The sequence below is a fragment of the Bordetella genomosp. 12 genome (assembly GCF_002261355.1).
In the GTDB taxonomy this organism is placed as follows: Bacteria; Pseudomonadota; Gammaproteobacteria; order Burkholderiales; family Burkholderiaceae_B; genus Bordetella.
Map to the genome: position 1 here is coordinate 25,597 of NZ_NEVU01000002.1, position 23,267 is coordinate 48,863.

17 protein-coding genes are annotated in these 23,267 nt (G+C 65.0%); 6 read left to right on the forward strand and 11 right to left on the reverse strand.

What is annotated here, in order from left to right; genetic code table 11:
* Positions 1–2 precede the first annotated feature (2 nt).
* Together CAL22_RS05525 and CAL22_RS05530 are read right to left on the reverse strand one after the other, a co-directional pair.
* Complete coding sequence (locus tag CAL22_RS05525) at positions 3–458, reverse strand: toxin (RefSeq protein WP_094813451.1); 456 nt, start codon at positions 456–458, stop codon at positions 3–5.
* A gap of 86 nt (positions 459–544) precedes the next feature.
* Positions 545–1,174: a TIGR00730 family Rossman fold protein gene (locus tag CAL22_RS05530; protein WP_094813453.1), complete on the reverse strand. Its 630-nt coding sequence runs from the start codon at positions 1,172–1,174 to the stop codon at positions 545–547.
* A gap of 52 nt (positions 1,175–1,226) precedes the next feature.
* On the opposite strand from CAL22_RS05530, the gene polA reads away from it, so the two are divergent.
* Positions 1,227–3,947 (forward strand): DNA polymerase I, encoded by a 2,721-nt coding sequence (gene polA / locus CAL22_RS05535; protein WP_094811200.1) that lies wholly within the window; start codon positions 1,227–1,229, stop codon positions 3,945–3,947.
* Here the strand turns inward: polA and CAL22_RS05540 are convergent.
* From CAL22_RS05540 to cyoA, 5 genes are read right to left on the reverse strand one after another with little or no spacing between them, the layout of a single operon-like run.
* Complete coding sequence (locus CAL22_RS05540; protein ID WP_094811202.1) at positions 3,901–4,716, reverse strand: SURF1 family protein; 816 nt, start codon at positions 4,714–4,716, stop codon at positions 3,901–3,903. The genes polA and CAL22_RS05540 overlap by 47 nt on opposite strands.
* Complete coding sequence (cyoD, locus tag CAL22_RS05545) at positions 4,694–5,077, reverse strand: cytochrome o ubiquinol oxidase subunit IV (protein ID WP_094811204.1); 384 nt, start codon at positions 5,075–5,077, stop codon at positions 4,694–4,696. The genes CAL22_RS05540 and cyoD overlap by 23 nt, the downstream gene beginning before the upstream one ends.
* Entirely contained in the window at positions 5,074–5,715 is a 642-nt protein-coding gene (cyoC, locus tag CAL22_RS05550) for a cytochrome o ubiquinol oxidase subunit III (RefSeq protein ID WP_094811206.1), read from the reverse strand. The genes cyoD and cyoC overlap by 4 nt, the downstream gene beginning before the upstream one ends.
* On the reverse strand, positions 5,708–7,711 hold the full coding sequence (gene cyoB / locus CAL22_RS05555) for a cytochrome o ubiquinol oxidase subunit I (protein ID WP_094811208.1): 2,004 nt from the start codon (positions 7,709–7,711) through the stop codon (positions 5,708–5,710). The genes cyoC and cyoB overlap by 8 nt, the downstream gene beginning before the upstream one ends.
* A 31-nt stretch (positions 7,712–7,742) precedes the next feature.
* Positions 7,743–8,720, reverse strand: coding sequence for a ubiquinol oxidase subunit II (cyoA, locus tag CAL22_RS05560; RefSeq protein ID WP_094811210.1), 978 nt, complete (start codon positions 8,718–8,720; stop codon positions 7,743–7,745).
* A gap of 214 nt (positions 8,721–8,934) precedes the next feature.
* Here cyoA and CAL22_RS05565 point away from each other — a divergent pair, with 214 nt between their 5' ends.
* The 3 genes from CAL22_RS05565 to CAL22_RS05575 all read left to right on the forward strand — a co-directional run bounded on the left by CAL22_RS05565 (position 8,935) and on the right by CAL22_RS05575 (position 12,009).
* Complete coding sequence (locus CAL22_RS05565) at positions 8,935–10,251, forward strand: MFS transporter (protein WP_094811212.1); 1,317 nt, start codon at positions 8,935–8,937, stop codon at positions 10,249–10,251.
* Between the two features lie 88 nt (positions 10,252–10,339).
* Positions 10,340–11,176 (forward strand): ZIP family metal transporter, encoded by an 837-nt coding sequence (locus CAL22_RS05570; RefSeq protein ID WP_094811214.1) that lies wholly within the window; start codon positions 10,340–10,342, stop codon positions 11,174–11,176.
* Positions 11,177–11,214: 38 nt separating this feature from the next.
* Positions 11,215–12,009, forward strand: coding sequence for a dienelactone hydrolase family protein (locus tag CAL22_RS05575; RefSeq protein ID WP_094811216.1), 795 nt, complete (start codon positions 11,215–11,217; stop codon positions 12,007–12,009).
* Positions 12,010–12,027: 18 nt separating this feature from the next.
* Here the strand turns inward: CAL22_RS05575 and CAL22_RS05580 are convergent, their stop codons facing one another.
* Entirely contained in the window at positions 12,028–12,699 is a 672-nt protein-coding gene (locus tag CAL22_RS05580; protein WP_094811218.1) for an HAD family hydrolase, read from the reverse strand.
* A gap of 68 nt (positions 12,700–12,767) precedes the next feature.
* Positions 12,768–14,432, reverse strand: coding sequence for a Na/Pi cotransporter family protein (locus tag CAL22_RS05585; RefSeq protein ID WP_094811220.1), 1,665 nt, complete (start codon positions 14,430–14,432; stop codon positions 12,768–12,770).
* A gap of 177 nt (positions 14,433–14,609) precedes the next feature.
* Here CAL22_RS05585 and CAL22_RS05590 point away from each other — a divergent pair, with 177 nt between their 5' ends.
* Positions 14,610–16,001: an L-serine ammonia-lyase gene (locus CAL22_RS05590; RefSeq protein WP_167383567.1), complete on the forward strand. Its 1,392-nt coding sequence runs from the start codon at positions 14,610–14,612 to the stop codon at positions 15,999–16,001.
* Positions 16,002–16,007: 6 nt separating this feature from the next.
* Here the strand turns inward: CAL22_RS05590 and CAL22_RS05595 are convergent, their stop codons facing one another.
* Together CAL22_RS05595 and glnE are read right to left on the reverse strand one after the other, a co-directional pair.
* Positions 16,008–16,682, reverse strand: coding sequence for an epoxyqueuosine reductase QueH (locus CAL22_RS05595; RefSeq protein WP_094811224.1), 675 nt, complete (start codon positions 16,680–16,682; stop codon positions 16,008–16,010).
* 39 nt (positions 16,683–16,721) lie between these two features.
* On the reverse strand, positions 16,722–19,493 hold the full coding sequence (gene glnE, locus CAL22_RS05600; RefSeq protein WP_094811226.1) for a bifunctional [glutamate--ammonia ligase]-adenylyl-L-tyrosine phosphorylase/[glutamate--ammonia-ligase] adenylyltransferase: 2,772 nt from the start codon (positions 19,491–19,493) through the stop codon (positions 16,722–16,724).
* Positions 19,494–19,576: 83 nt separating this feature from the next.
* Here glnE and CAL22_RS05605 point away from each other — a divergent pair, with 83 nt between their 5' ends.
* Positions 19,577–23,209, forward strand: a complete 3,633-nt coding sequence (locus CAL22_RS05605; RefSeq protein ID WP_094811228.1) for a YhdP family protein — start codon at positions 19,577–19,579, stop codon at positions 23,207–23,209.
* Positions 23,210–23,267 lie beyond the last annotated feature (58 nt).

Genomic DNA, 23,267 nt, shown 5'->3' on the forward strand with positions numbered 1-23,267 from the left:
GGCTAGGGCTGAAGTTGCGTGATGCGGAAGGTCTCCTGGGTTTGCACCGGCGCATAGCGTTTGGTGTGATCCAGGTAGACCCGCAGCGGGCGCTGGCTCAGCAGGCTGTCTGCCAGGCGATAGGCCTCGGACGCAGGCATGCAGCCTGCCACGACCAGTTCATGCCCGCGCCCGAGTGCCGCGCAGATGAGATCCGCCCTGCGCTCGAGTGCCGTGACGCGGACATCGGAGTAACAGCCGATGCCGTTGGCATCCAGTTTGCGCCCTTGCGAGGCAGGGGCGGCGGCGCGATGGGCCGGTTCGCGCATGCCGCGCAGAACATCCAGCGCCCATTGGGGCGCCTGGTGGGAGCCGGGCACGGACTGCCCGAAGGGATAGGCCTGCGCCGGAGCGGGGCTGAGCAGGGCCAGCGCCAGCAAGCTGGCCAGTGCACGAGCCCGGAGGTAAGGGGGACGCATATGTTCGGTCCTGCAAATCAAAGGACCGAACATACCCAGCATCCCGGCGGCGCATGGGCGCCCCGTCGGAGAATCAGGCCAGTCTGTCAGGCGGGCAGGGAGGGCGCGTATTGCTCCTCGGGAGTCTGCTTCTTGCGGTGGAAGTCCACGATGTGGCGCACGGCTTTCTCAGGGTCGTCTTCGATAATGAATAGATCCAGATCATGCGCGCCTATCATGCCGTTGCCCAGCAGTTGGGCACCCAGCCAGTCGATCATGCCGTGCCAGAACTCGCTGCCCACCAGCACGATGGGGGCCGGCGGGATTTTTCCGGTCTGAATGAGTGTCAGGGCCTCGAACAACTCGTCCAGCGTGCCAAAGCCGCCGGGCATCGAGACATAGGCCATGCTGTGCATGAAAAACGTGGCCTTGCGCGAGTAAAAATATTCGAACGACAGGCTCAGGCTCTGATAGGCGTTATTGTGGGCCTCGTGCGGCAGGCTGATATTGAGGCCGATGCTGGTGCCGCCGGCCTCGAACGCGCCTTTGTTGGCCGCTTCCATGATGCCGGGGCCGCCGCCGGCGATGACGGCGAAGCCTTCTCGCGCCAGCGCCGCCGCGATGGCGACGGCGGTTTCATAATAGGGGGATTGACGGCTTATCCGGGCGCTGCCGAACACGCTCACGGCCGGGCCGATGTCCGCCAGCTTTTCGGCTGCGGTCCCTATCTCTGACATAATCACCGGAATTTGTTTGCCGGCGGGTGTGTCCATCTCTGCCTTTGTAACCATGAAAAAAACCTTGTTGCTGGTAGACGGTTCGAGCTACTTGTACCGCGCTTTCCATGCCATGCCGGATTTGCGCAATGCCCAGGGGGAACCGACCGGGGCGCTCTATGGCGTGATCAACATGCTGCGCAAGTTGGTCCAGGACCATAAAGCAGAGTATGCCGCATGTATTTTCGATGCGCGCGGTAAGACGTTTCGCGACGACCTTTATCCCGACTATAAATCCCACCGGCCGCCGATGCCGCCGGACCTGGCCGCGCAGATCGAGCCCATTCACGCCGCCGTGCGGGCTCTGGGCTGGCCAGTCATGGCCGTCGAGGGCGTCGAAGCCGACGATATCATCGCCACGCTGGCGCGCCGCGCCACCGAAGAGGGCCTGCATACGGTCGTGTCGACCGGCGACAAGGATCTTGCCCAATTGGTCAATCCGCAAGTCACGCTGGTCAATACCATGACGGGCGAGGTGCTGGACGAGGCGGGTGTGGTCAACAAGTTCGGGGTTCCTGCCAACCGCATCGTGGATTACCTGATGCTGGTGGGAGATGCCGTGGACAATGTCCCCGGCGTGACCAAAGTCGGCCCCAAGACCGCCGTGAAGTGGCTCAGTGAGTTCGGTTCCATCGACAAGCTGGTCGAGCACGCCGCGGGCATCAAGGGCGTGGCGGGCAACAACCTGCGCGAAGCCATCGGTCACTTCCCCTTGACCCGCCAGCTACTGACCGTCAAGGAAGACTGCGATCTCAGCGCCTTCATCGCCTCGGCCGAGGATCTCAAGCCCCGCGAGCCGGATCAGGAAACCCTGAGCGCGCTCTTTGACCGCTACGGCTTCCGGACCTGGTTGCGCGAGTTGTCGGGCGATGCCGAGCGTTTGCCGGCCGGCGATGCGCGCGCCGCCGAAGTGGCTTACGAGGTCCCGGCCGAGCAGCACTATCAGATCATCACGGCGTGGCCAGACCTGGAAGCCTGGATGGCGCGCGTCGAGCAGGCCGCGCTGGTCGGCCTGGACACCGAGACCACCTCGCTGGATGAAATGCAGGCCAGGCTGGTGGGGATTTCCATGGCCATCGCGCCGGGCGTGGCCTGCTACATCCCCTTGACCCATCGCGGGCCCGAGGCTGGCACGCAGCTGCCGCGCGATGAAGTGGTCGAGCGTTTGCGCGGCTGGCTGCAGGATCCCGCACGGCACAAACTGCTCCATCACGCCAAGTACGACACTCATGTGTTCGCCAACGAAGGCGTGACGCTGCGGGGCGTGACGGAAGACACCATGCTGCAAGCCTATGTGCTGGAGTCGCATCGCGGGGTCGGGCTGACCGACCTGGCGCAGCGGTATCTCGGGCGCAGCGGCGTGAGTTATGAGGATCTGTGCGGCAAGGGCGCCAAGCAGATCGGGTTTGACGAAGTGGCCGTCGAGAAAGCGGGCTACTACGCCGCCGAGGATGCCGATTTCACGCTGCAATTGCATCAGGTGCTGCGCCCGCGGGTGGCGGCCGATGCAGGCCTGGAGCGTATTTACGCCCTTGAGCTCGAAGTCTCGCGCGTTCTCGTGGCCATCGAGCGCAACGGGGTCAAGGTCGATGCGGCAGAACTGGGCCGCCAGAGCCATGAGCTGGGTCGCGAGATGCTGACCCTGGAGCAGAAGGCCTATGAGCTGGCCGGCCAGCCCTTCAACCTGAATTCGCCCAAACAATTGGGCGAGATTTTGTTCGGACGCATGGGGCTGCCCGTGGTGCGTAAAACGGCAGGAGGCGCGCCTTCGACCGACGAAGAGGTGCTGTCCAAGCTGGCGCAGGATTACCCCTTGCCGCAGGTGCTGCTGGACTATCGCGGCCTATCCAAGCTCAAGTCCACCTATACGGACAAGTTGCCGCGCATGATCAATGCGGCGACCGGCCGGGTGCACACGCATTATTCGCAGGCCGCGGTCATCACCGGCCGCCTGGCGTCCTCGGATCCCAATCTGCAGAACATCCCGGTGCGCACGGCCGCCGGCCGCCGTGTGCGGGAAGCCTTCGTGGCCGAGAATGCCGGTTTTCTGCTGTCGGCGGATTACTCGCAGATCGAACTGCGCATCATGGCCCACGTCTCGGACGATGCCAATCTGCAGCGCGCCTTCGCCGCTGGCGAGGATATTCACCGCGCCACGGCGGCCGAAGTGTTCGGGGTGCCGCTGGATGAGGTCAGCAGCGAGCAGCGCCGTGCCGCCAAGGCGATTAATTTCGGCCTGATCTATGGCATGGGAGTTTTCGGGCTGGCGTCCAATCTGGGCATCACGCGCGATGCCGCCCAGGCCTATATCGATCGGTATTTCACCCGCTATCCCGGCGTGGCGCGGTATATGGAAGACACGCGCCGTCTGGCGCGCGAACAGGGCTATGTCGAGACGGTTTTCGGCCGACGGCTGCAACTGCCCGATATCCGCGCCGCCTCGGGGCCGCGCCGCCAGGGGGCCGAGCGCGCCGCCATCAACGCGCCCATGCAGGGCACGGCGGCTGATCTGATCAAGTTGGCCATGGTAGCGGTGCAGGACTGGCTGGTGGCCGAGCACATGCAGGCGCGGCTGATCATGCAGGTTCACGATGAGTTGGTGCTCGAAGCGCCCGAGGCCGAGGTGCAGACCTTGCGCGTGGCGGTGCCGCGCCTGATGAGCGAGGTCGCAACCCTGCGGGTGCCGCTCATTGCCGAGGTGGGCGTGGGCCGTAATTGGGAGCAGGCCCACTGACAGACGGCATGGCTCGCAGGCGTTGCTCTTCGCGTGCGACCATGACCGTGCCGGCCAGGACCAGGCCCGCCAGGGCGAACCAGGTCAGCGCGTAGACGAGATGGTTATCGGCAAAGCGCAGCGTGGTCAGCCCGCCCGCCGGTTGGCGGCCGGGATCCACGGCGCCTGGCGCCGCGTCGCTGTCGATGAAGTAGGGCGCCACCTCGCCCAGGCCTCGCGCCTGCGCGATGCCGTGCAGATCCCGGGAGTACCAACGATCGGCTTGCGGGTCGTTGTGCCGCAGAAATCCCCAGGCAGGTTCGCCCATGCGCAAGAGCCCCGTGACCGCTACCGCCTGCGGCGCCTGCACCGGCTGGCGCCACTGCGGCAGCACGAATCCGCGGTTGACCAGCACGGTGCTGCCGTCATCGCGCAGCAACGGTGTCATCACCCAATAGCCATCGCCCAAGGCCGTGACCGCCTTGACCAGGGTCTGGCGTTCATAGTCGTAGCGGCCGGAGGCGCTGACGCGCCGGTATTCATCGTTCGCCTGGTTCAGGCCGGGCCAAAGGCTGGCGGCGGGCGCGGGGACCCGGGCGGCCTGCAGGCGTGCCGTTACCTGAGCGATGAGCGCATGCTTGCTGGCGCGGCGCTGCATCTGCCAGATACCCAGGGCGCAGAGGGTACTGAAGACCAGCCCGGCCGCAAGGGCCAGGGCGACGAGCGTGCGGGCGCGGCGGGGCAGTCTGGGACGGGCCGGCTCCTGCTTAAGGGATGTTGCGCCAATCATGCGTGGTCATGGGCATCATATTGGCGTCCAGGTGATACATGATCCAGATCGAACCGCTCAAGGTGATCACCACCAGCACCAGGGTGAAAATCAGCGCCAGCATGTTCCAGCCGCTCTCCGAGCGCGCGTCCAGGTGCAGGAAGTAGATGATGTGCACCACGATTTGCACGGCCGCCAGCGCGAGGATGACCAGCGCCGTGCTGCGCGAGCTTTCGAACACGCGGGCCATGACGATCCAGAACGGAATGACGGTGAGGATGGCCGCCAGGAAGAATCCCGTGGCGTAGCTCTTGAGCGTGCCGTGCGCGGCTTCCTCGTGAGGGTCCTCGTCGTCATGCCCGGGGGCGGTGTGGGCGTTCATGGCAATACTCCCATGAGATAAACGAAGGTGAACACGCCGACCCAGATCAGGTCCAGGAAATGCCAGAACATGGACAGGCACATCAGGCGCCGCCGGTTCGCGGGAATGAGCCCATGCGCGCGTAGCTGCACCATCAGCGTCACCAGCCAGACGATGCCGAAGGTGACGTGCAGCCCGTGGGTGCCGACCAGAGTGAAGAAGGAGGACAGAAACGCGCTGCGTCCCGGCCCGGCGCCTTCGGCGATCAGGTGCGCGAACTCATACATCTCGAGCGACAGGAACCCGAGCCCCAGCAGACCGGTCACGGCCAGCCACGCCTGCACGCCCCCCAGGCGCCGGCGCTGCATCTCCAGCATGGCGAACCCGTAGGTGATGGAGGACAGCAGCAGCAGCGAGGTGTTGGCCGCCACGAGCGGCAGATCGAAGAGTTCGGCGCCGGTGGGGCCGCCCGCGTAATTGCGCCCGAGCACCCCATAGGTGGCGAACAGGCAGGCGAAGATGAGACAGTCGCTCATCAGATAGACCCAGAAGCCCAGCAGCGTGCCATTCTGGGGGTGGTGTTCGCCCGTGACGTGGAAGAGGGGTTCGGCGGTCTGGGGCGGGCCGCCCGGTTCTGCGCTGGCCAGGGTGTCAGACATGGCTTTCCAGTAGGCGGGTGCGTGCCGTTTCGGTGCGCAGCACTTCTTCGGCGGGTACGTAGTAGTCGCGCTGGTAATCGAAGGTGTGGACAATGCAAACCACGATCAGGGCGACAAAAGCCAGTACGGCCAGCGGCCACATATGCCAGATGAGGCAGAAGCCCAGACCGACGCTGATGCCTGCCAGCACGATGCCGGCCCAGGTGTTCTTCGGCATGTGGATGGGGATGAACGCCTCCTGCGGGCGCGCATAGCCGTGCTGCTTCATTTGCCACCAGGCATCGAGGTCATGTACGCGCGGCGTGAACGCGAAGTTGTAGACCGGGGGCGGCGAGGAGGTGGACCATTCCAGCGTGCGGCCGTCCCAGGGGTCGCCCGTGGTGTCGCGCAGCGCGTCGCGCCGGCGGTAGCTGACGATCAACTGGATGATGAAGCTGGCAATGCCCAGGGCGATCAGCACCGCGCCCAGCGCCGCGATCTGGAACCAGATCTGCAGCGACATGTCCTCGAAATGGTTGACGCGCCGCGTCACTCCCATCAGCCCGAGCACGTACAGCGGCATGAAGGCGACATAAAAGCCCACCAGCCAGAACCAGAACGAACACTTGCCCCAGAAGGGGTCCAGCCGGTAGCCGAACGCCTTGGGAAACCAGAAGGTAATGCCGGCCATCAGCCCGAAGAGCACGCCGCCGATGATGACATTGTGAAAGTGCGCGATCAAAAACAGGCTGTTGTGCAGCGCGAAGTCGGCGGGCGGCACGGCCAGCAACACCCCCGTCATGCCGCCGATCACGAAGGTCACCATAAAGCCCAGCGTCCAGAGCATGGGGACTTCGAACTGAATGCGGCCGCGATACATGGTGAACAGCCAGTTGAATATCTTCGCGCCGGTCGGGATGGAGATGATCATCGTGGTGATTCCGAAGAAGGAATTCACGCTGGCGCCCGACCCCATGGTGAAGAAATGATGCAGCCAAACCAGATAGGACAGGACGGTGATCACCACGGTGGCATACACCATGGACGCATAGCCAAACAGGCGTTTGCGGCAGAACGTCGCCACCACTTCAGAGAAAATCCCGAATGCCGGCAGGATGAGGATGTAGACCTCGGGGTGGCCCCAGATCCAGATCAGGTTTACGTACATCATGGCGTTGCCGCCAAGTTCGGTGGTGAAGAAATTGGTGCCCACATAGCGGTCCATGCTGAGCATCGCCAGCACCGCCGTCAGGACCGGAAAGGCCGCCACGATGAGCACATTGGTGCACAGCGCGGTCCAGGTGAAGATGGGCATGCGCATCATCTTCATGCCGGGCGCACGCATCTTGACGATGGTGACCAGCAGGTTCACCCCGGATAGCAGCGTCCCCACGCCCGCTATCTGCAGCGCCCAGATGTAGTAGTCGACGCCGACATCCGGGCTTTGTGCGATGCCCGACAGCGGCGGATAGGCCAGCCAGCCGGTGCGCGCGAATTCGCCCACGAAAAGCGACATCATCACCAGCACGGCGCCGCCGGCCGTCATCCAGAAACTGAAGTTGTTCAGAAAGGGAAAGGCCACGTCGCGCGCGCCGATCTGCAGCGGCACGATGTAGTTCATCAGGCCCGTCACCAGCGGCATGGCGACGAAGAAAATCATGATCACGCCATGCGCGGTGAAAATCTGATCGTAGTGGTGCGGCGGCAGATAGCCCGCCGAATCGCCAAAGGCGATGGCCTGCTGCAGGCGCATCATGATGGCGTCGGCGAAGCCGCGCAGCAGCATGATCAGCCCCAGGATCATGTACATGATGCCGATCTTTTTGTGATCGATGCTGGTGAACCACTCGCGCCAGAGATAGCCCCATTTGCCGAAATAACTGAGCGCGCCCACCAGGACGATGCCGCCCAGCGCCACGGCGGCGAAGGTCGCCAGCAGAATCGGCTCGTGATAGGGGATGGCTTCCCAGGTCAGGCGGCCAAAGATGAGACTGCTGTGTTCCGGCTGGTCAATCATCTCGACTCCAGATGAAAAGCGACAGCGCCGCTCAGAGGGTGAGGTCCTGCTCGGAGCGGCAGATCGAGCCCAGGTAGTTCTGCCCGGCCGCGTTCAGATTCAGGCCGCCCCGGGTGCGGGCGTGGTTCATGCTGCAGGGGTGAGCCGGGTCGACGCAGCGCCCGACGATGGCGTCGAACAGGCCGGGCGCCACCGATCCGAAATACTGCACCGGATTGCGCTCGGTGGGGCGCTCCAGGGCGAGATAGGCCTGGCGGTTGAGCGGTGTCCCCTGGGCGCGCACCTGCGAAATCCACTGCTGAAAGCCTGCTTCATCCACGCCATGGAAGGCGAAACGCATGCCGGAGAAGCCCGCGCCGCTGTAGTTGGCCGACAGGCCGGCGTACTCGCCCGGATGATTGATGACGGCGTGCAAGGTGGTCTGCATGCCAGGCATGGCGTAGATCTGCCCCGCCATGGCCGGGATGAAAAACGAGTTCATCACCGTCGAGGACGTGATGCGGAATTGAATGGGGCGGTTGACCGGCGCGGCCAGTTCGTTGACGGCGGCCACGCCCTGTTCCGGATAGACGAAGAGCCATTTCCAGTCCAGCGCCACGACCTCGACCACCAGCGGTTTGGTGCCTGGCGGAACTTCGCGCCCTTCGGATAACCGTGACAGCGGGCGGTAGGGGTCCAGTTGATGCGTGCTGACCCAGGTCAGCGCGCCCAGCGCGATGATGATGAGCAGCGGTCCGGCCCAGATCAGCAGCTCGAGCACCGTCGAGTGGTTCCACTCCGGGGTGTAGCGCGCCGCCGTGTTGCTCGCGCGATAGCGCCAGGCGAACCACAGGGTGAGGACGATGACCGGCACGATGACGATGAGCATCAAGCCGGTTGAGATCAGGATCAGATTGCGTTGCTGCACGGCAATATCTCCTGAAGGAGACAGCAGCACGGCATTGCATCCTGTCAGCAGGGGCAGGAGACCGATCAGCAGTATTCCGCGGAACCTTGGCAAGGACGGCATTGACCATACCCCGTGACGAACCCGTGGGACATAGCCGCAACACTACGCCCGACCGCGCAGAAAATCCAGCGTATTTCTGCATCCGGCCGATCAAAGGCGTTGTGCCGGCCCCATCCCCCGATTGGTGCTTGCCGGCCGGGCAAACCTGGGCGTACCCTAGAAACCGCAGTCTGTGGGCAAGGTGTAGCTGGAACCTCCTTTCGCGAGTGAGCCTATGTCAACCTCCACGCATTACTCCGGCCAACTGCTCGAGGCAGATGGACATCATGGCCACGCCAAGGTCGCGCCGGGCGAGATCGCCGTCGGCGTCGTCATCGGGCGCGCCTCCGAATACTTCGACTTCTTTGTCTTCGGCATCGCCTGCGTGTTGGTCTTTCCGCAGGTGTTTTTTCCGTTCGAGGCCAGGCTCGAAGGCACGCTCTGGTCCTTCGTGATTTTCTCCTTCGCCTTCATCATGCGCCCCGTCGGCACGGCATTGTCGATGGCCGTGCAGCGGCGCTGGGGGCGCGCCACGAAACTGACTCTGGCGCTGTTCGTGTTGGGCACGGCCACGGTAGGCATGGCTTTTCTGCCCGGCTACAACGATATCGGCATGCACGCGATCACCTTGCTGGCGATATTCCGCTGCCTGCAGGGGCTGGCCTTTGGCGGCTCGTGGGATGGCTTACCCTCCTTGCTGGCCTTGAACGCACCGCCCGGGCGCCGGGGCTGGTACGCGATGATGGGGCAATTGGGCGCGCCGGTGGGCTTTCTGATCGCCAGCGCGCTGTTTCTGTTCTTGCTGCTGACCCTGAGCGAGGCGGATTTCCTGGCCTGGGGTTGGCGCTATCCCTTCTTCGTGGCGTTCGCCATCAATGTGGTGGCGCTGTTTGCGCGTTTGCGTCTGGTGGTCACCGAGGAGTACACGCGCCTGCTGGAGGAGGGGGAGCTCGAGCCCATCAGCGTGGGCGAGATCGTGCGCGCCCAGGGCTATAACCTCTTCATCGGCGCCTTCGCGGCGTTGGCCAGCTACGCGCTCTTTCATATGGTGACCGTCTTTCCGCTGTCATGGATCGCCGTCAGCGGGACGCAGCAGATTTCCGATGTGCTGGCCGCGCAACTGATCGGCGCGGTGCTGGGCATTCTGGGCACGATCGCATCGGGCATGCTGGCCGATCGCATCGGCCGGCGCACGACCTTGGGCCTGCTGGCCTTGTTGATCGGTATCTACGCCTTGTTCACGCCCTGGCTGCTGGGCGGCGGCCCCAAGGCGCAGAATGCCTTTATCCTGATCGGCTTTCTGTTGCTGGGCCTGTCGTATGGTCAGGCATCCGGCACCGTCACGGCCAACTTCACGCGGCGCTTCCGTTATACCGGGGCGGCCTTGACCTCGGACATGGCATGGCTGATCGGGGCGGCGTTCGCGCCGCTGGTCGCGCTGGCGCTGTCGGCGCGCTTTGGCCTGGTGGCCGTCAGCGTTTATCTGCTGTCGGGCTCGGCCTGCACATTGCTGGCCTTGCGCATCAACCGCGCGCTGGAGGCGCGGGACTGAGCGCCGCGCCGCCGATGCGCGGCGCATTTCGACCTTGTCGTTTGAAACAATATAATATTGCGCTTTCCGCCATCCTCATCCCACTCCCATGTTGCTCCTCTGGATCATTCTGGCCACGGTCACAGGCGGTCTGATCGCGGTCGCCATCGCCCATTGGCTGGCCTACCGCGTGTTCGCGCAGTACCTGCACCACATGGTGAGCCTGTCGGTCGGCGTGTTGCTGTCGGTGGCCTTGCTGCACCTGCTGCCCGAAGCGTTCGAGTCCGCCAGTGCCGACGCGCATACCTTGTTCGCGCTCATGCTGGCCAGCCTGATCGGTTTTTTCGTGCTGGAGAAAATCGCGCTCCTGCGCCATAGCCATCATCACGAGCATGACGGCCATCATCACCACTCCGGCCACGATCGCCATGAGGCCGGCCGGGGCGGCGTACTGATCCTCATCGGCAGCTCGCTGCACAATCTGTGCGACGGTGTGCTGGTGGCTGCGGCCTTTCTGACCGATCCCTTGCTCGGGGTACTGACCGCGGCTTCCATCATCGTGCATGAGGTCCCGCACAAGCTGGGCGACTTCGTGGTGCTGATCAACGCGGGATTGGAGCGCCGCCGTGCCTTCGGCCTCATCCTCTTTACCAGCCTATGCACGGCCATCGGAGGCGGTGTAGGATACTTCGTACTGCAGGAAGCGCAATCCCTGGTGCCTTATGTGCTGGTGGTCGCGGCCAGCAGTTTCCTCTACATCTCGGTCGCCGATCTCATGCCGCAAATGCACGAGCGCGTGACTCTCTCCGACGCTGTTCCGCAGCTTCTGCTCGTGGGTGTGGGCGTGGCCATCATTTATGGCGTGACCTCGGTCATGCATCATGGTCATGACCATGATCACGCTCCTGCGGCGACAACGCTCGAAGCGGGCCCGCATCGCCATTGACGCGGTCACGGGCGGCCCCTGTCCCACGGAGTCCGCCCATGAGCTTTGCCCCCGCCGCCGGCACACCTGCTGCGACCACCATCCATACCGATACCCAGGGCCTGGCCCAGGGGGATTTCGAGCTGCCGGTGCCCGGCGGCACGCAGCAGGCCTATTACGCCGCGCCCGAAGGGGTCCAAGGCGCGCCGGTGGTGCTGGTGGTGCAGGAAATCTTCGGTGTGCACGAACACATCAAGGACGTCTGCCGCCGGCTGGCCAAAGCGGGTTACTTCGCCGTGGCCAGCAATCTCTATCAGCGTCAGGGCGATGCGTCGACCTATACCGACATCCCGACGCTGGTGGCGGATATCGTCGCCAAGGTTCCCGATGAGCAGGTGTACGCCGATCTGGATGCCGCCGTGGCCTGGGCGGCCGCACAAGGCGCCGATGTCGCCCGGCTCGGCATCACGGGTTTTTGCTGGGGAGGGCGCATTACCTGGATGTACGCCGCCCACAATCCCAAGGTCAAGGCCGGCGTGGCCTGGTATGGCAAGCTGGCTTCCGGCCACGGCCCCTTGATCAAGTCCGTGGCTTTCGATGTGGCCGGCCAATTGCACGGCCCGGTACTGGGCCTGTATGGCGCCCAGGATCACAGCATTCCGGTCGAGGACGTGCGCACGATGGAAGCCAAACTGGCCGCCGGCAATGCCGCCTCCAAGGCCTCGAGCTTCGTGGTCTATCCGGACTCGGGGCATGCTTTTCTGGCCGATTACCGCCCGAGCTACAACGCGGCCGACGCCAAGGATGGCTGGGCGCGCATGCTGGCCTGGTTCGAACGCTACCTCAAGGGCTGATGCCTGGCCGCCGGGACGTCAGAGCAGATAGTTGCTGACGTCGGCCAGGTCGGCGACCGTGTCGAACGCGCCGGCCTGGCGCAGCCGCGCATCATGGCCGGGCGCGATATGCGAGGCGCCGGTATAGCCCAGCGCCGGCATGCCGGCCGCCCGGGCTGCCGTCACGCCCGGCACGCTGTCTTCGATGACCAGGCAGTGTGCCGGCGCCACGCCCATTTGCGCGGCGGCAAACAGAAAGATATCGGGTGCCGGTTTGCCCCGGCGCACCTGGCTCACGCTGAAGACATGGGGCTCGAACCATGGCCACAATCCCGTCAGGCCCAGTGCCGTGTGCAGCTTGTCCGGGGTGCTGCTCGAGGCCACGCAGTAGGGCACGCCTCGGGCGCGCAAGGTATCGATGAGCTCGCGGGCGTGGGGCAGAGCGCGCAGTTCGGTCTCGAAGATACGCGCCAGCTGTGCCGCGTATTCAAGTTCGAAATCCGCCGGCAGGGTGGTGTTGGCCTCTGCCTGCAGCGTCAGCCACATATCGTGATCCGGAATGCCGGCAAAGCGCCGTGCGGCGTCCAGCGGCGAAATTTCGATGCCATGCGCGGCGAGCGCGCGGGATTGCGCATGGGCAGCGATGATCTCGCTGTCGATCAAAACGCCATCGCAGTCGAAAATGACAAGCTGAGTATTGGCCCGTTGCATGGTGCTCCGCCTGTGAAAGGCCGGGCAAGTGCCCGGCCCGACTATGTTGCAGCCAGCCGGGCAGGCCGTCAATCGGCGCTGGCGTCTCGCAGGCGGCTGGGCAGCAGTTCGCCGTTGCGTGCCAGCAAGGGATAGGCCGCTGCGCCAACCAGGTGCGAATTGATGCCTTTCATGTCGCGCAGGATGTCCAGATAGAGCGCGCCGGCTTCGGCGGCGTCGACCTCGCCCTTCTTGATCTTCTGCAGGTGTACCTCCGCCGCCTCGGCTTCCAGGGCGCGGAAGCGCGATTTCTCGCCCGCCAGCACGCGCGCCTGGCGCAGGTCGTCGTTGACGAACAGCGCCGCGGCCTGCCGCTGATTGGCCACCAGCTCGGCCAGGGTGTCGTCGATCTTGGCGCGCTGCTCGGCCGACAGCTGCAGACCCTGTTTGCGCAGCCGGGTGATATGGCCCAGCAAGCCATGAAAAGCGATGTCCGAGGCATGGCCCACGTTGCTGATGAAGGCCAGGATGCTGTCGATCTGCTGGCGGTCTTCCTGAGTGAGATTGTCCTGGTCCAGCGTGGCGATATAGGTGGTGATCGCGGTCTCGAGTTTGTCCAGCGCGCTGTCGAGCTGGCGGGCCTGCACCATGCGATGGCGGTTGTCGCGCTTGAAACCGGCGCGGGCGTAGAGCAGCAGCGTCTGCAGCATGTCCGTCATGCGCAGGGCTTCGCGCCGCGCATTGCCCAGCGCCGCGGCGGGAACATCATGGGCCCATTCATCCAGATACTGCGGCCGGGCCGGGTCGTTGGGGTCGCTGCGCTTGGGCAGCCAGCGTGTCAGCAGGGCGCTGTAGGGGGTCAGCAGGGGCAGGAACACGGCGGCCACGACCACGTTGAACACGGTATGGAAGTTGGCCACCATGCGGCTGGGATCGGCCTCGAGCTTGGCCATGAGCGGCCCGACGTAGGGCAGCAGGATCAGGCCGACCACCACGCCCGCGACCCGGGTCAGCAGATTGCCCAGCGGCAGGCGGCGGGCGGCCGGGTCATCGCCCGTCACCCCTTCGATCATGGGATTGACCGCGGTGCCCAGATTGGCGCCAAGCACCAGGGCCATGGCAACGTCGATGCTGACGATCTGATGGCTGACCAGTGACATGATCAGCACCACGACCGCCACGCTGGAGTGGGCCGCCCACGTGATGGCCGCGGCCAGCAGCACCGCCAGCACAGGCTGGGAGGCCAGCGATTGCAGAATGGTCGACAGCAAGGGTGCCTGTTCCAGCGGGTGGAACAGTTCGACCAGCGCGTGCAGGGCCAGCAGCAGCAGCCCCAAGCCGATGAACACCCGGCCGAGGTCGCGGGTGCGCCCCGGCGGGTAGCGGCGGAACATCCAGACGCCGATCAGCGTGAGGATGGGGGCCAGCGACGTGAGGTCAAAGGACAGCAATTGCACGATCAGCGTCGTGCCGACGTTGGCGCCCAGCATGGCTGCCAGCGCCGGTACCAGGCCGACCACGCCGGCGGCGGCAAAGCCGGTGATCATCAAGCCGGTGGCGGTGCTGCTTTGCAGGGCGGCGGTAATCACCAGGCCGGCGAAGAAGGCGCGCACGCGGGTGCCGAGCGCGCGGCCCAGGGCGGCGCTGAGCGCCGCGCCAAACGCGCGCTGTACGCCGGTCTGCACCATGTGCACCCCCCACAACAGCAGGGCGACATACCCGGCAAAATCCAGCATGGTCAGCAATGCCGACATAGTGCTCCTCAGGCCCGAGGCCTTACGCTAATCTGAATATGACATGAAATAGAAGAGTAATAATCGCATGTCCTAGACATACACAGGAAATGCCCCCGTGCCGAACCGGCCCTGAGGGCGAGCCTCGCCGCGTATCATGGGCACATTATGCGCCGCAGGGGTGGCAGGAGGATGCAGGTGGCAGTTTCCGTCTTCGATCTGTTCAAAGTCGGTATCGGACCGTCCAGTTCCCACACGGTGGGGCCGATGCGCGCGGCGCTGCTGTATGTGCAGGGCCTCGAGCGCGATGGCCTGCTGCCCGAGGTCGCCAGCCTGCGCTGCGAGCTTTATGGCTCATTGGGCGCGACGGGCAAGGGCCACGGCACCGACAAAGGGGTGATGCTGGGCTTGATGGGCGAGGCGCCCGACACGGTGGATCCTGCCGCCATCCCGGGCATGTTGCAGGCGGTGCGCGCCAGCCGCAGCCTGCCTGTGCTGGGCCGGCATCCCGTGCCCTTCGTCGAGAAAGAGCATGTGGTGTTCTACCGCCGCGAGGCCATGGCCGAGCATCCCAACGGGATGAAATTTCATGCCTTTGACGCGGCGGGCAAGGGCTTGCGCGAGTCGCGCTATCTGTCGGTGGGCGGCGGCTTCGTCGTGACGCCCGGCGCGCCCAACAGCCAGGTCATCGCCGCGCACGATCAGATGCCATTCCCGTTTCGAACCGGACGCGAGCTGCTGCGCATGTGTCAGGAGAGCGGCCTGTCCATCGCCGGGCTGATGATGCGCAACGAACTCACCTGGCGCACCCAGGACGAGGTCGAGCAGGGGCTGGACCGGATCTGGCAGGTCATGCAGGACTGTGTGGCGCGCGGCTGTGGCATCGGCCATCCGCAGGCCGATGCCGAGTTGCCGGGCCCCTTGAAGGTCCGCCGGCGCGCGCCCGAGCTCTACCGCAGTTTGACGCAACGCGCCGAACGCACGCTGTCCGATCCGCTGTCGGTCATGGACTGGGTCAACCTCTACGCCATGGCGGTCAACGAAGAAAACGCCGCCGGCGGGCGCGTGGTGACGGCACCCACCAATGGCGCGGCCGGCATTATTCCGGCGGTGATGCACTATTACGATCGCTTCGTTTCTTCGGCCAGCCAGCAGGGCATGCGCGACTTTCTCTTGACGGCCGCGGCCATCGGCCTGCTTTACAAATACAACGCCTCGATTTCGGGGGCGGAGGTCGGCTGCCAGGGCGAAGTGGGCGTGGCCTGTTCGATGGCGGCCGGCGCGCTGGCCGCCGTGCAGGGCGGCTCGGTGGCGCAGGTGGAAAACGCCGCCGAGATCGGGATGGAGCACAACCTGGGACTGACCTGCGACCCGGTCGGCGGCTTGGTACAGATCCCTTGCATAGAGCGCAATGCGATGGCGTCCGTCAAGGCGGTCAACGCCGCGCGCATGGCCTTACGCGGCGACGGTCACCACTATGTTTCGCTGGATTCGGTCATCAAGACCATGCGCGAAACGGGCGCGGACATGAAAACCAAATACAAGGAAACCGCGCGTGGCGGCTTGGCCGTCAATATCGTCGAGTGCTAGCCGGCCTCAGAGGAGTTCCTCGTTGATGAGGTCTTCCTTGCCGTAGAACTTCACGCCGATATGAATGCGTTCGCGGCCCTGCTCACGGCGGTGCCGGTTGGTGTCGCGCAGCGAGTAGACGCAGCCGCAGTACTCCTGCTGATAGAAGTTCTCGCGCTTGCTGATTTCTATCATGCGCTGCGAGCCGCCGCCCTTGCGCCAGTTGTAGGTCCAGTACAGCATCCCGTCGTAACGCGCCGCGGCGCGCTCGCCGCAGCCGTTGATCTGGTTCATGTCCTTCCAGCGCGAGATGCCCAGCGAGCTGGAGATCGTGTCATAGCCGTGCTCGTGCGCGTACAGCGCGGTGCGCTCGAAACGCATGTCGAAACAGACGGTGCAGCGTTCGCCGCGCTCCGGGGAGTTTTCGAGACCCTTGACGCGGTCAAACCAGTTGTCCATGTCGTAGTCGGCGTCGATGAACTTGATGCCATGCTTCTCGGCAAAGCGGATGTTCTCCTGCTTGCGGATCTCGTACTCCTTCACCGGATGGATATTCGGGTTGTAGAAGAAGATGTCGTAGTCGATGCCCGAAGCCGTGATGGCTTCCATCACCTCGCCGGAGCAGGGCGCGCAGCAGGAGTGCAGCAGCACCTTGCCGTGGCCGGCGGGCAGTTCGAGTTTGGGGCGCAAGAGTTCAGACATGGCAAGAATGGGCAGGAGGGTCCAACGTAAGGCGGTATTTTACGATGCCGCGCCAGGCATGCTTGCGTCCCCGAATACCGTGCGCCAGAGGCTGCTGACCGCTTCGCGTTCTTCGGCCAATTCGCCGGGAGACACGCGCGCACGGTCTATGCCTTTCAAGCGCATCTGATGCTGCGCGCGGCGCAGGGTCCGGTAGGCGTTGCCGGCGGCCAGGCCCAGCGCCGACGGTATGAGGCCGGCCTGGCCGGCCAGGCGCAACAGGCCGATGTTGCCCAGATTGTTCACCAGCACCCGGTGATCGCCTGCGTGGCAGAGCACCAGATACTGCGTCACGAACTCGACATCGACCATGCCGCCGCGGTCGTGTTTGAGGTCGAACAGATCACTGTGGTTGGGATGGCCGGCGCTGATTTTGTCGCGCATGGCCAGAACCTCCTGCCGCAGGACCGAGGTATCGCGCGGCATGACCAGGATCTCGCCGCGGATGCGCTCGAACGCCGCCCCGACTTCGGTGTCGCCAGCGGCGTAGCGGGCACGGGTGATGGCCTGGTGTTCCCAGGGCCAGGCGTGTTTGCGTTGATATTGTTCGAAGGCTTCCAGCGACACGGCCAGCAGGCCGGCGTCACCGTCGGGCCGCAGCCTCAGGTCGACCTCGTACAGCCGGCCCGATGAGGTCATCGTCGAGAGCCAGGACGTCATGCGCCGCCCCAGTTTGGCGTACACCTCGGCGGCATCCTCGCGCGCATCCTGGAAGAGATAGACCAGATCCAGGTCCGAGGCATAACCCAGTTCTTTGCCGCCCAGCTTTCCATAGGCGATGACGGCAAACTGCGGCCGCGCGTCCGGCAGCCGGTTGACCAGCGGCCAGACGCGGCGGACGGTTTCGGCCAGCAGCAGGTCGGCCAGCGCCGACAATTGGTCGCCCAGCGCCTCGACGCTCAGGCTGCCCTCCAGGTCCTGCGCCAGCAACTGAAAGCTGGCCTGACGCTGCACATCGCGCATCAGATTCATCTGGCGCTCGACATCCGGGCTGCCATCGGGCAGCCGGCAAGCGTCCAGATCGGCGCTGAGTTGGCGCGCCACTTGGGCGAAGTCCAGCGGTTCGAACAAGGTGCGCCAGTCGATCAGGCTGTCGAGCAGCAGCGGATGTTGTGTGAGGTACTGGGCCGCCCAGGGGCTGGCCGCCACCATGCGCGCCACGCGCGCCAGCGTATCGGGATACTCGGCCAGCAAGGCGAGGTAGGCGCTGCGTTGCGCAATGGCTTCGATGAGATCGAGCAGGCGCTTGGCGGCGTCCAGCGGCGCGCTGGTCTGCGCGGCCGCCTGCAGGGCGGCCGGCAGGAGCGCCTCCAGGCGTCTGCGGCTGCTCTCGGGCAGGCTGCGGATGCGATGGCTGGACAGCAAGGATTCCGTGCGGTTCAGCAGATCCTCGGCTTGCTCGCCGAAGATCTCCTGGATCTGCTGGCCCAGGCGCTCCTCGGCATTGGCGGGCCCGCGGCGCGGCGGCTCATCCTCTTCTCCCAACCCGGCCAGGCGGAAGGCGTTGCGGAAGGTCTGAGACACAAATTCGCGATGCCCAGCCAGCGTGTCTTCGAACTCGGCCGGCGTATAGCCCAGGGCGCGCGCCAGCGCGCCGCGCTGTTCGGTGTCGCCTGGCAGCAGATGGGTCTGTTCATCCTCCCGATACTGCAAGGCATGTTCGGTGCGGCGCAGGAAACGATACGCCGCCTCCAGGCGTGCGGCATCCTGGGCCGGCAGCAGGCCGGCGTCGCGCTCGGCATGCAGGGCTTCTATCAGGCCGCGCTTTTGCAAAGCGGGCATGCGCCCGCCCCGGATGAGCTGCGACAGTTGCACCACGAACTCGATCTCGCGAATGCCGCCGTCACCCAGTTTGATGTTGTTGGCGCTGTCCACGCCGTTGCGCGCCAGGGCGCGGCGCTGCCAGTCCTGGCGGATGCGTTCGCGCAGGGCGCGCAGCGCGGCCAACGCATCGAAGTCGAAGTATTTGCGATAGACAAAGGGCACGCGCAGGCTTTCGAGCTGTTGCGCCTGCAGGCGGTTGTCGCTGCCGGCGAATGCCTGAGCCGGCATCAAGCGGGCCTTGAGCCAGGCATAGCGCTCCCATTCGCGGCCCTGGCCGATCAGATAGTGCTCGAAGGCGTCCAGACTCCAGGCCAGCGGTCCGGCGTCGCCATCGGGCCTGAGCCGCAGGTCGGTGCGAAAGACCTGCCCGTGGGCGTCCACTTCCGAAATCACCGGCATCATGCGGCGCGTCAGGCGGCCGTAAAACTCGTGATTGCTGATGCGCCGCGGACCATCGGTATCGCCCTCGTCGCCGTAGAGCATGACCAGATCGATGTCCGAAGAGACATTGAGTTCGCGGCCGCCGAGTTTGCCCATGCCGACGATGAGCATCTCCTGGGGCGCGCCGTGCGCGTCGCGCGGCACGCCATGCGCCTGAGCCAGGTCGGCGGCCACACTGCGATAGGCGGCCGATACCGCGAGATCGGCCAGCGCGGTCATGGTGCCGACCACTTCTTCGAGATCGGCCTGTCCGCCCAGATCGCGCACGATCAGGGACAGAAAAGCCCGCTCGCGAAGTTTGCGCAGCACCGTACGAGTCGTGTCCAGGCGCAACATGTCTTCGCCGCCAGCCAGTTCCTCCATCCAGTGCTGCAAACGGGCGCCGTCCAGCGGGTGCTCGGCCGCCTGGCCGAGCCAGGTGCGCAGATCGGGATGGGCATCGAGCCGGCGCCGCAAATGGCCTGACCAAGCCTGTGCCTGATCGAAAGAAGAGTTTGGTGACGACATGGCGTAAGTTATAGAGAGACGGCGCGGCCGGTTTGGGTTATAAGGGGACGATACCCCAAGATGCGTCAATTGCCGATAGTCCCGTGCGTGCACCCACCAAAGTCTTTCGCTGGCTCTTTTGGGGCCTGATGGCCCTGTATGTCGTGGCGGCCGTTGGCATTCTGGGGCTGCGTTACTGGGTGCTGCCGCGCGCCGATGATTGGCGCGGGCGCATAGAACAGTACGCCAGTCAGGCGCTCGATGCACGCGTGACCATCGATCATCTGAGCGCCGACTGGAGCGGGCTGAATCCCCGGCTCAAGCTGCAGGGGGTGAGCATCCATACCTCGCACCGCACCGAAGCCGTGCTGAGCATACCGTCGGTCAGCGCCGTATTGAGCTGGCGCAGCATGTTGCGCATGACGCCCTCGCTGCTCACGCTGCGCATCGATGGCGCGGATATCGCCTTGCGGCGTGATGCGCAGGGGCGGTTCTGGGTCGCAGGGCAGTCGTTCGATCTGTCGCGGCCCGACCCCCAGGAAGACAGCCCCCTGCTGGCCTGGCTGGGCCGCCTGAGCGAGCTGACCTTCTACGACACGACCGTGCGCTGGCTGGATCAAACCCGCCAAGGGCCCGAGATCGCTTTCACCGATCTGGATCTCCTGGTGCGCAACGGCCGTCTGTCGCACCGCTTTTCCTTGCGCGCGCGGGCCCCGGGCGAGCTGGCTGCCGGTGTCATCCTTCGCGGGGAGTTCAATCGCGGCCTGTTTGCCGCCGATCCGACCGCGCATTCGAGCTGGAGCGGGCAACTCTATGCCGAGTTGCGCGACGCCGAGCCGCTGGCCTGGCGTCCCTGGGTGGAGGTCCCCAATGTCCAGGGACGCATGTCCACGCGGGCCTGGCTGCAGATCGATCACGGAAAACTGGCCGACTTCACCATGGACGCGGTCACACGAGGCCTGGCCTGGCGGGCGTCAGGCGGGGGCGAGACGTCCACGGCGCTGATGGCGAGCCGGCTGCGTTGGCGGCTGCAAGGCCTGCCGGGCGATCTGGTGCAATGGAACGACCTGCCGCTGGCCAAGAGTCCGAACGGCGCCGGCCTGCACGTGAAGGCGCGGGCCGAACAGGCCAGCGCCTACCTGCCCGAATGGTTCGAGATCCCGGACATCGAGGCCAGCGTGCTGGAGCTGGAAACGACCTTCGTGCGCCCGGGGGATCAGCCCTTGCGCATGGATCTGAGCCAGTTGCGCGTGGTCAACGAAGACGTCGAGCTAAAGCTCTATGGCACGTGGCGGGCCGAGGGCAAGACGCCGGCCGGCACGGCGGATCTGCGCGGCAGCATGGCGCGGGCGCGCATGAATGCCATCCACAAATACCTGCCGCTGGACGTCAACGCGGATGCCCGTGAATGGCTGGCCGTGGGGCTGCCAGAGGGCGAGATCCGCGATGCCGCCGTGACGGTCCAGGGCGACCTGGCGGATTTTCCCTTTGCTGCGCCGGGCGCTGCGGGGGCATTTCGCATCGCCGGCCAGTTCAGCAATGCCACGGTCGATTACGCGCCTGCCGACGCCGGGCGCAAAGCCTGGCCGAGGCTGGAGCAACTGGCGGGCAGTTTCGCCGTGGACAAGGCGAGTCTGACGCTTGATTCTCCGGGCGGAGGGCGTATCCCCATCGCCGGCTCGCAAGCGCTGACCCTCGGCGCGGTCAGCGCCCGCATCCCGGACATGGAGAACAATGCCAGACTCTCTCTGGATGGCATGAGTTCCGGTCCGGTGGCCGCCTATCTCGCGCTGGCGGCGAACTCGCCGCTGGGCGCCTTGCTGGACGATGCGTTGAGCGAATCGTGGGGCACCGGGGATTGGCGCGTGCCGCTGAAGCTGGACGTCCCCCTGCTGAACGCGGAAGACACGGCGGTGCAGGGACAGGTGATCTTCGCCGGCAATAGTTTCCGTTTCATGCCGGAGATCCCGGTAATGGAGCAGGTATACGGCGCACTGAATTTTTCCGAGCGCGGCATCGAGATCAAGGACATCAAGGCCCAGTTTCTTGGCGGGCCGGTCCGCATCTGGGGCAAGATGGAAAAGGACAGCGAGCCCTTGCGCTTTGAAGGCACATTGGCGGGCAACGCCTTGACGCAGGTCATCAACGCCCGGGCCATGAAACGCTTCTCGGGCAGGACTGCCTATCAAGGCCAGCTCAGTTATCAGCGCGGTGGCGCGGTCGATGTTTCCGCGCGATCGGATCTGGTCGGCTTGGCCATCGACATGCCCGCGCCGGTAGGCAAGCGGGCGGGCACTTCGCTGCCTTTGAAAGTGCAATGGACGGCCGCCACCGATGCCGGCAGACGCGACCGCCGCTGGTTGACGGCCAGCCTGGGCGAGAACCTCAACGTTTTGCTCGAGCGCGATGCACGCGATCGGACCGGCACTTACTTTGCCCGCGGCGCGCTCGGCGTGAACCGGGCGGCGACCTTGCCGCGTCAGGGCCTGACCCTGGCGGCCTCCTTGCCGGAAATCGACATGGCAGGCTGGGACGCCGTCATTGACGAGTTCGACGAACCCGCCGTGCGCACCGCCGCGCGCAGAGCGGCCGAGCCCACGATGCCGGTGCTCACCCAGGTCAATCTGGCAACCGCCTTGTTGCGTAGTTCCAGCCTGGATCTGAACGATCTGAAACTCTTCGCTCAGCGGCCGGCGCCCGCGCAATGGCGCGTCGATGTGGAGTCGCGGCAGGCCAATGGCCGCCTGGAGTGGACCGAAGGGTCGGGCGCGATCGCGGGGCATGTGGTTGCGCGGCTCAAGTCGCTCTCCCTGGCGGGTTCGGATGACAGCAGCAAAGTCAAAGATACGGTGTCCACGGGTAGCGATCTGTCGGACATCCCGGGCATCGATCTGCAGGTGCAGAACTTCTCGCTCTACGACAAGCCTTTGGGCAGCTTGCAATTACGCGGCACCAACACCGCGCGCGGGCGGATGTGGCAACTGGAAAAGCTGCAGATCGAGAACGCCGACGCCACGCTCAATGCCACCGGTAACTGGCGGCTCGATGGCGCGCAGCGCGGCTTGAGCGTGCAGTCCCGCGTCGATTTCAAGGATGTGGGCAAGTTTCTCGATCGCATCGGCGTCAAAGGGGTGATGGCGGCCGGCGTGGGCAGCGTCGAGGCAGACTTCACCTGGGGCAATCTGCCCTGGACGCACAACCTGATCAATATCAGCGGGCAGGGCAAGATCAGCATCGACAAGGGCCGTTTCCTGAGCGTGAATTCACGCACGGCCCGCCTGCTGGAGTTGCTGTCGCTGCAATCCCTGCAGCGGCTGGCCAAGCTGGAGTTCAATCCGTCCAACCTGGTGCGCGACGGCTTTCCCTTTGACACGCTGCGTGGCGACATGGCGCTCAATGGGGGCGTGCTCAAGACGGCCGGCTACCGGGTCACTGGTCCGGTGGCGGACATCGTGCTGTCGGGCAACACCAACATCATCAGCGAACGCTGGGACCTGAAGGCCGTGGTGGTGCCCAATCTGGATGCCAGCGGAGCTGCCGTGGCCACGGCGCTGGTCAACCCCCTGGTGGGCCTGGGCGCTTTCGTCACGCAGTGGTTGCTGAAAAAGCCCCTCGAACGCGCCATGACCCAGGAGTACAAAGTCTCCGGGTCGTGGGAAGACCCCAAGGTCGATCCCGTGGAGTCGAGCGCACCGGTGCGCCGGCAGACCTTGCCGGATTTCGACACCGGCCATTGAGCCGCAGCCAAAAAAATACGCCCCGCATGCGGGGCGTATGGCACAGCGCGCAGCGCCG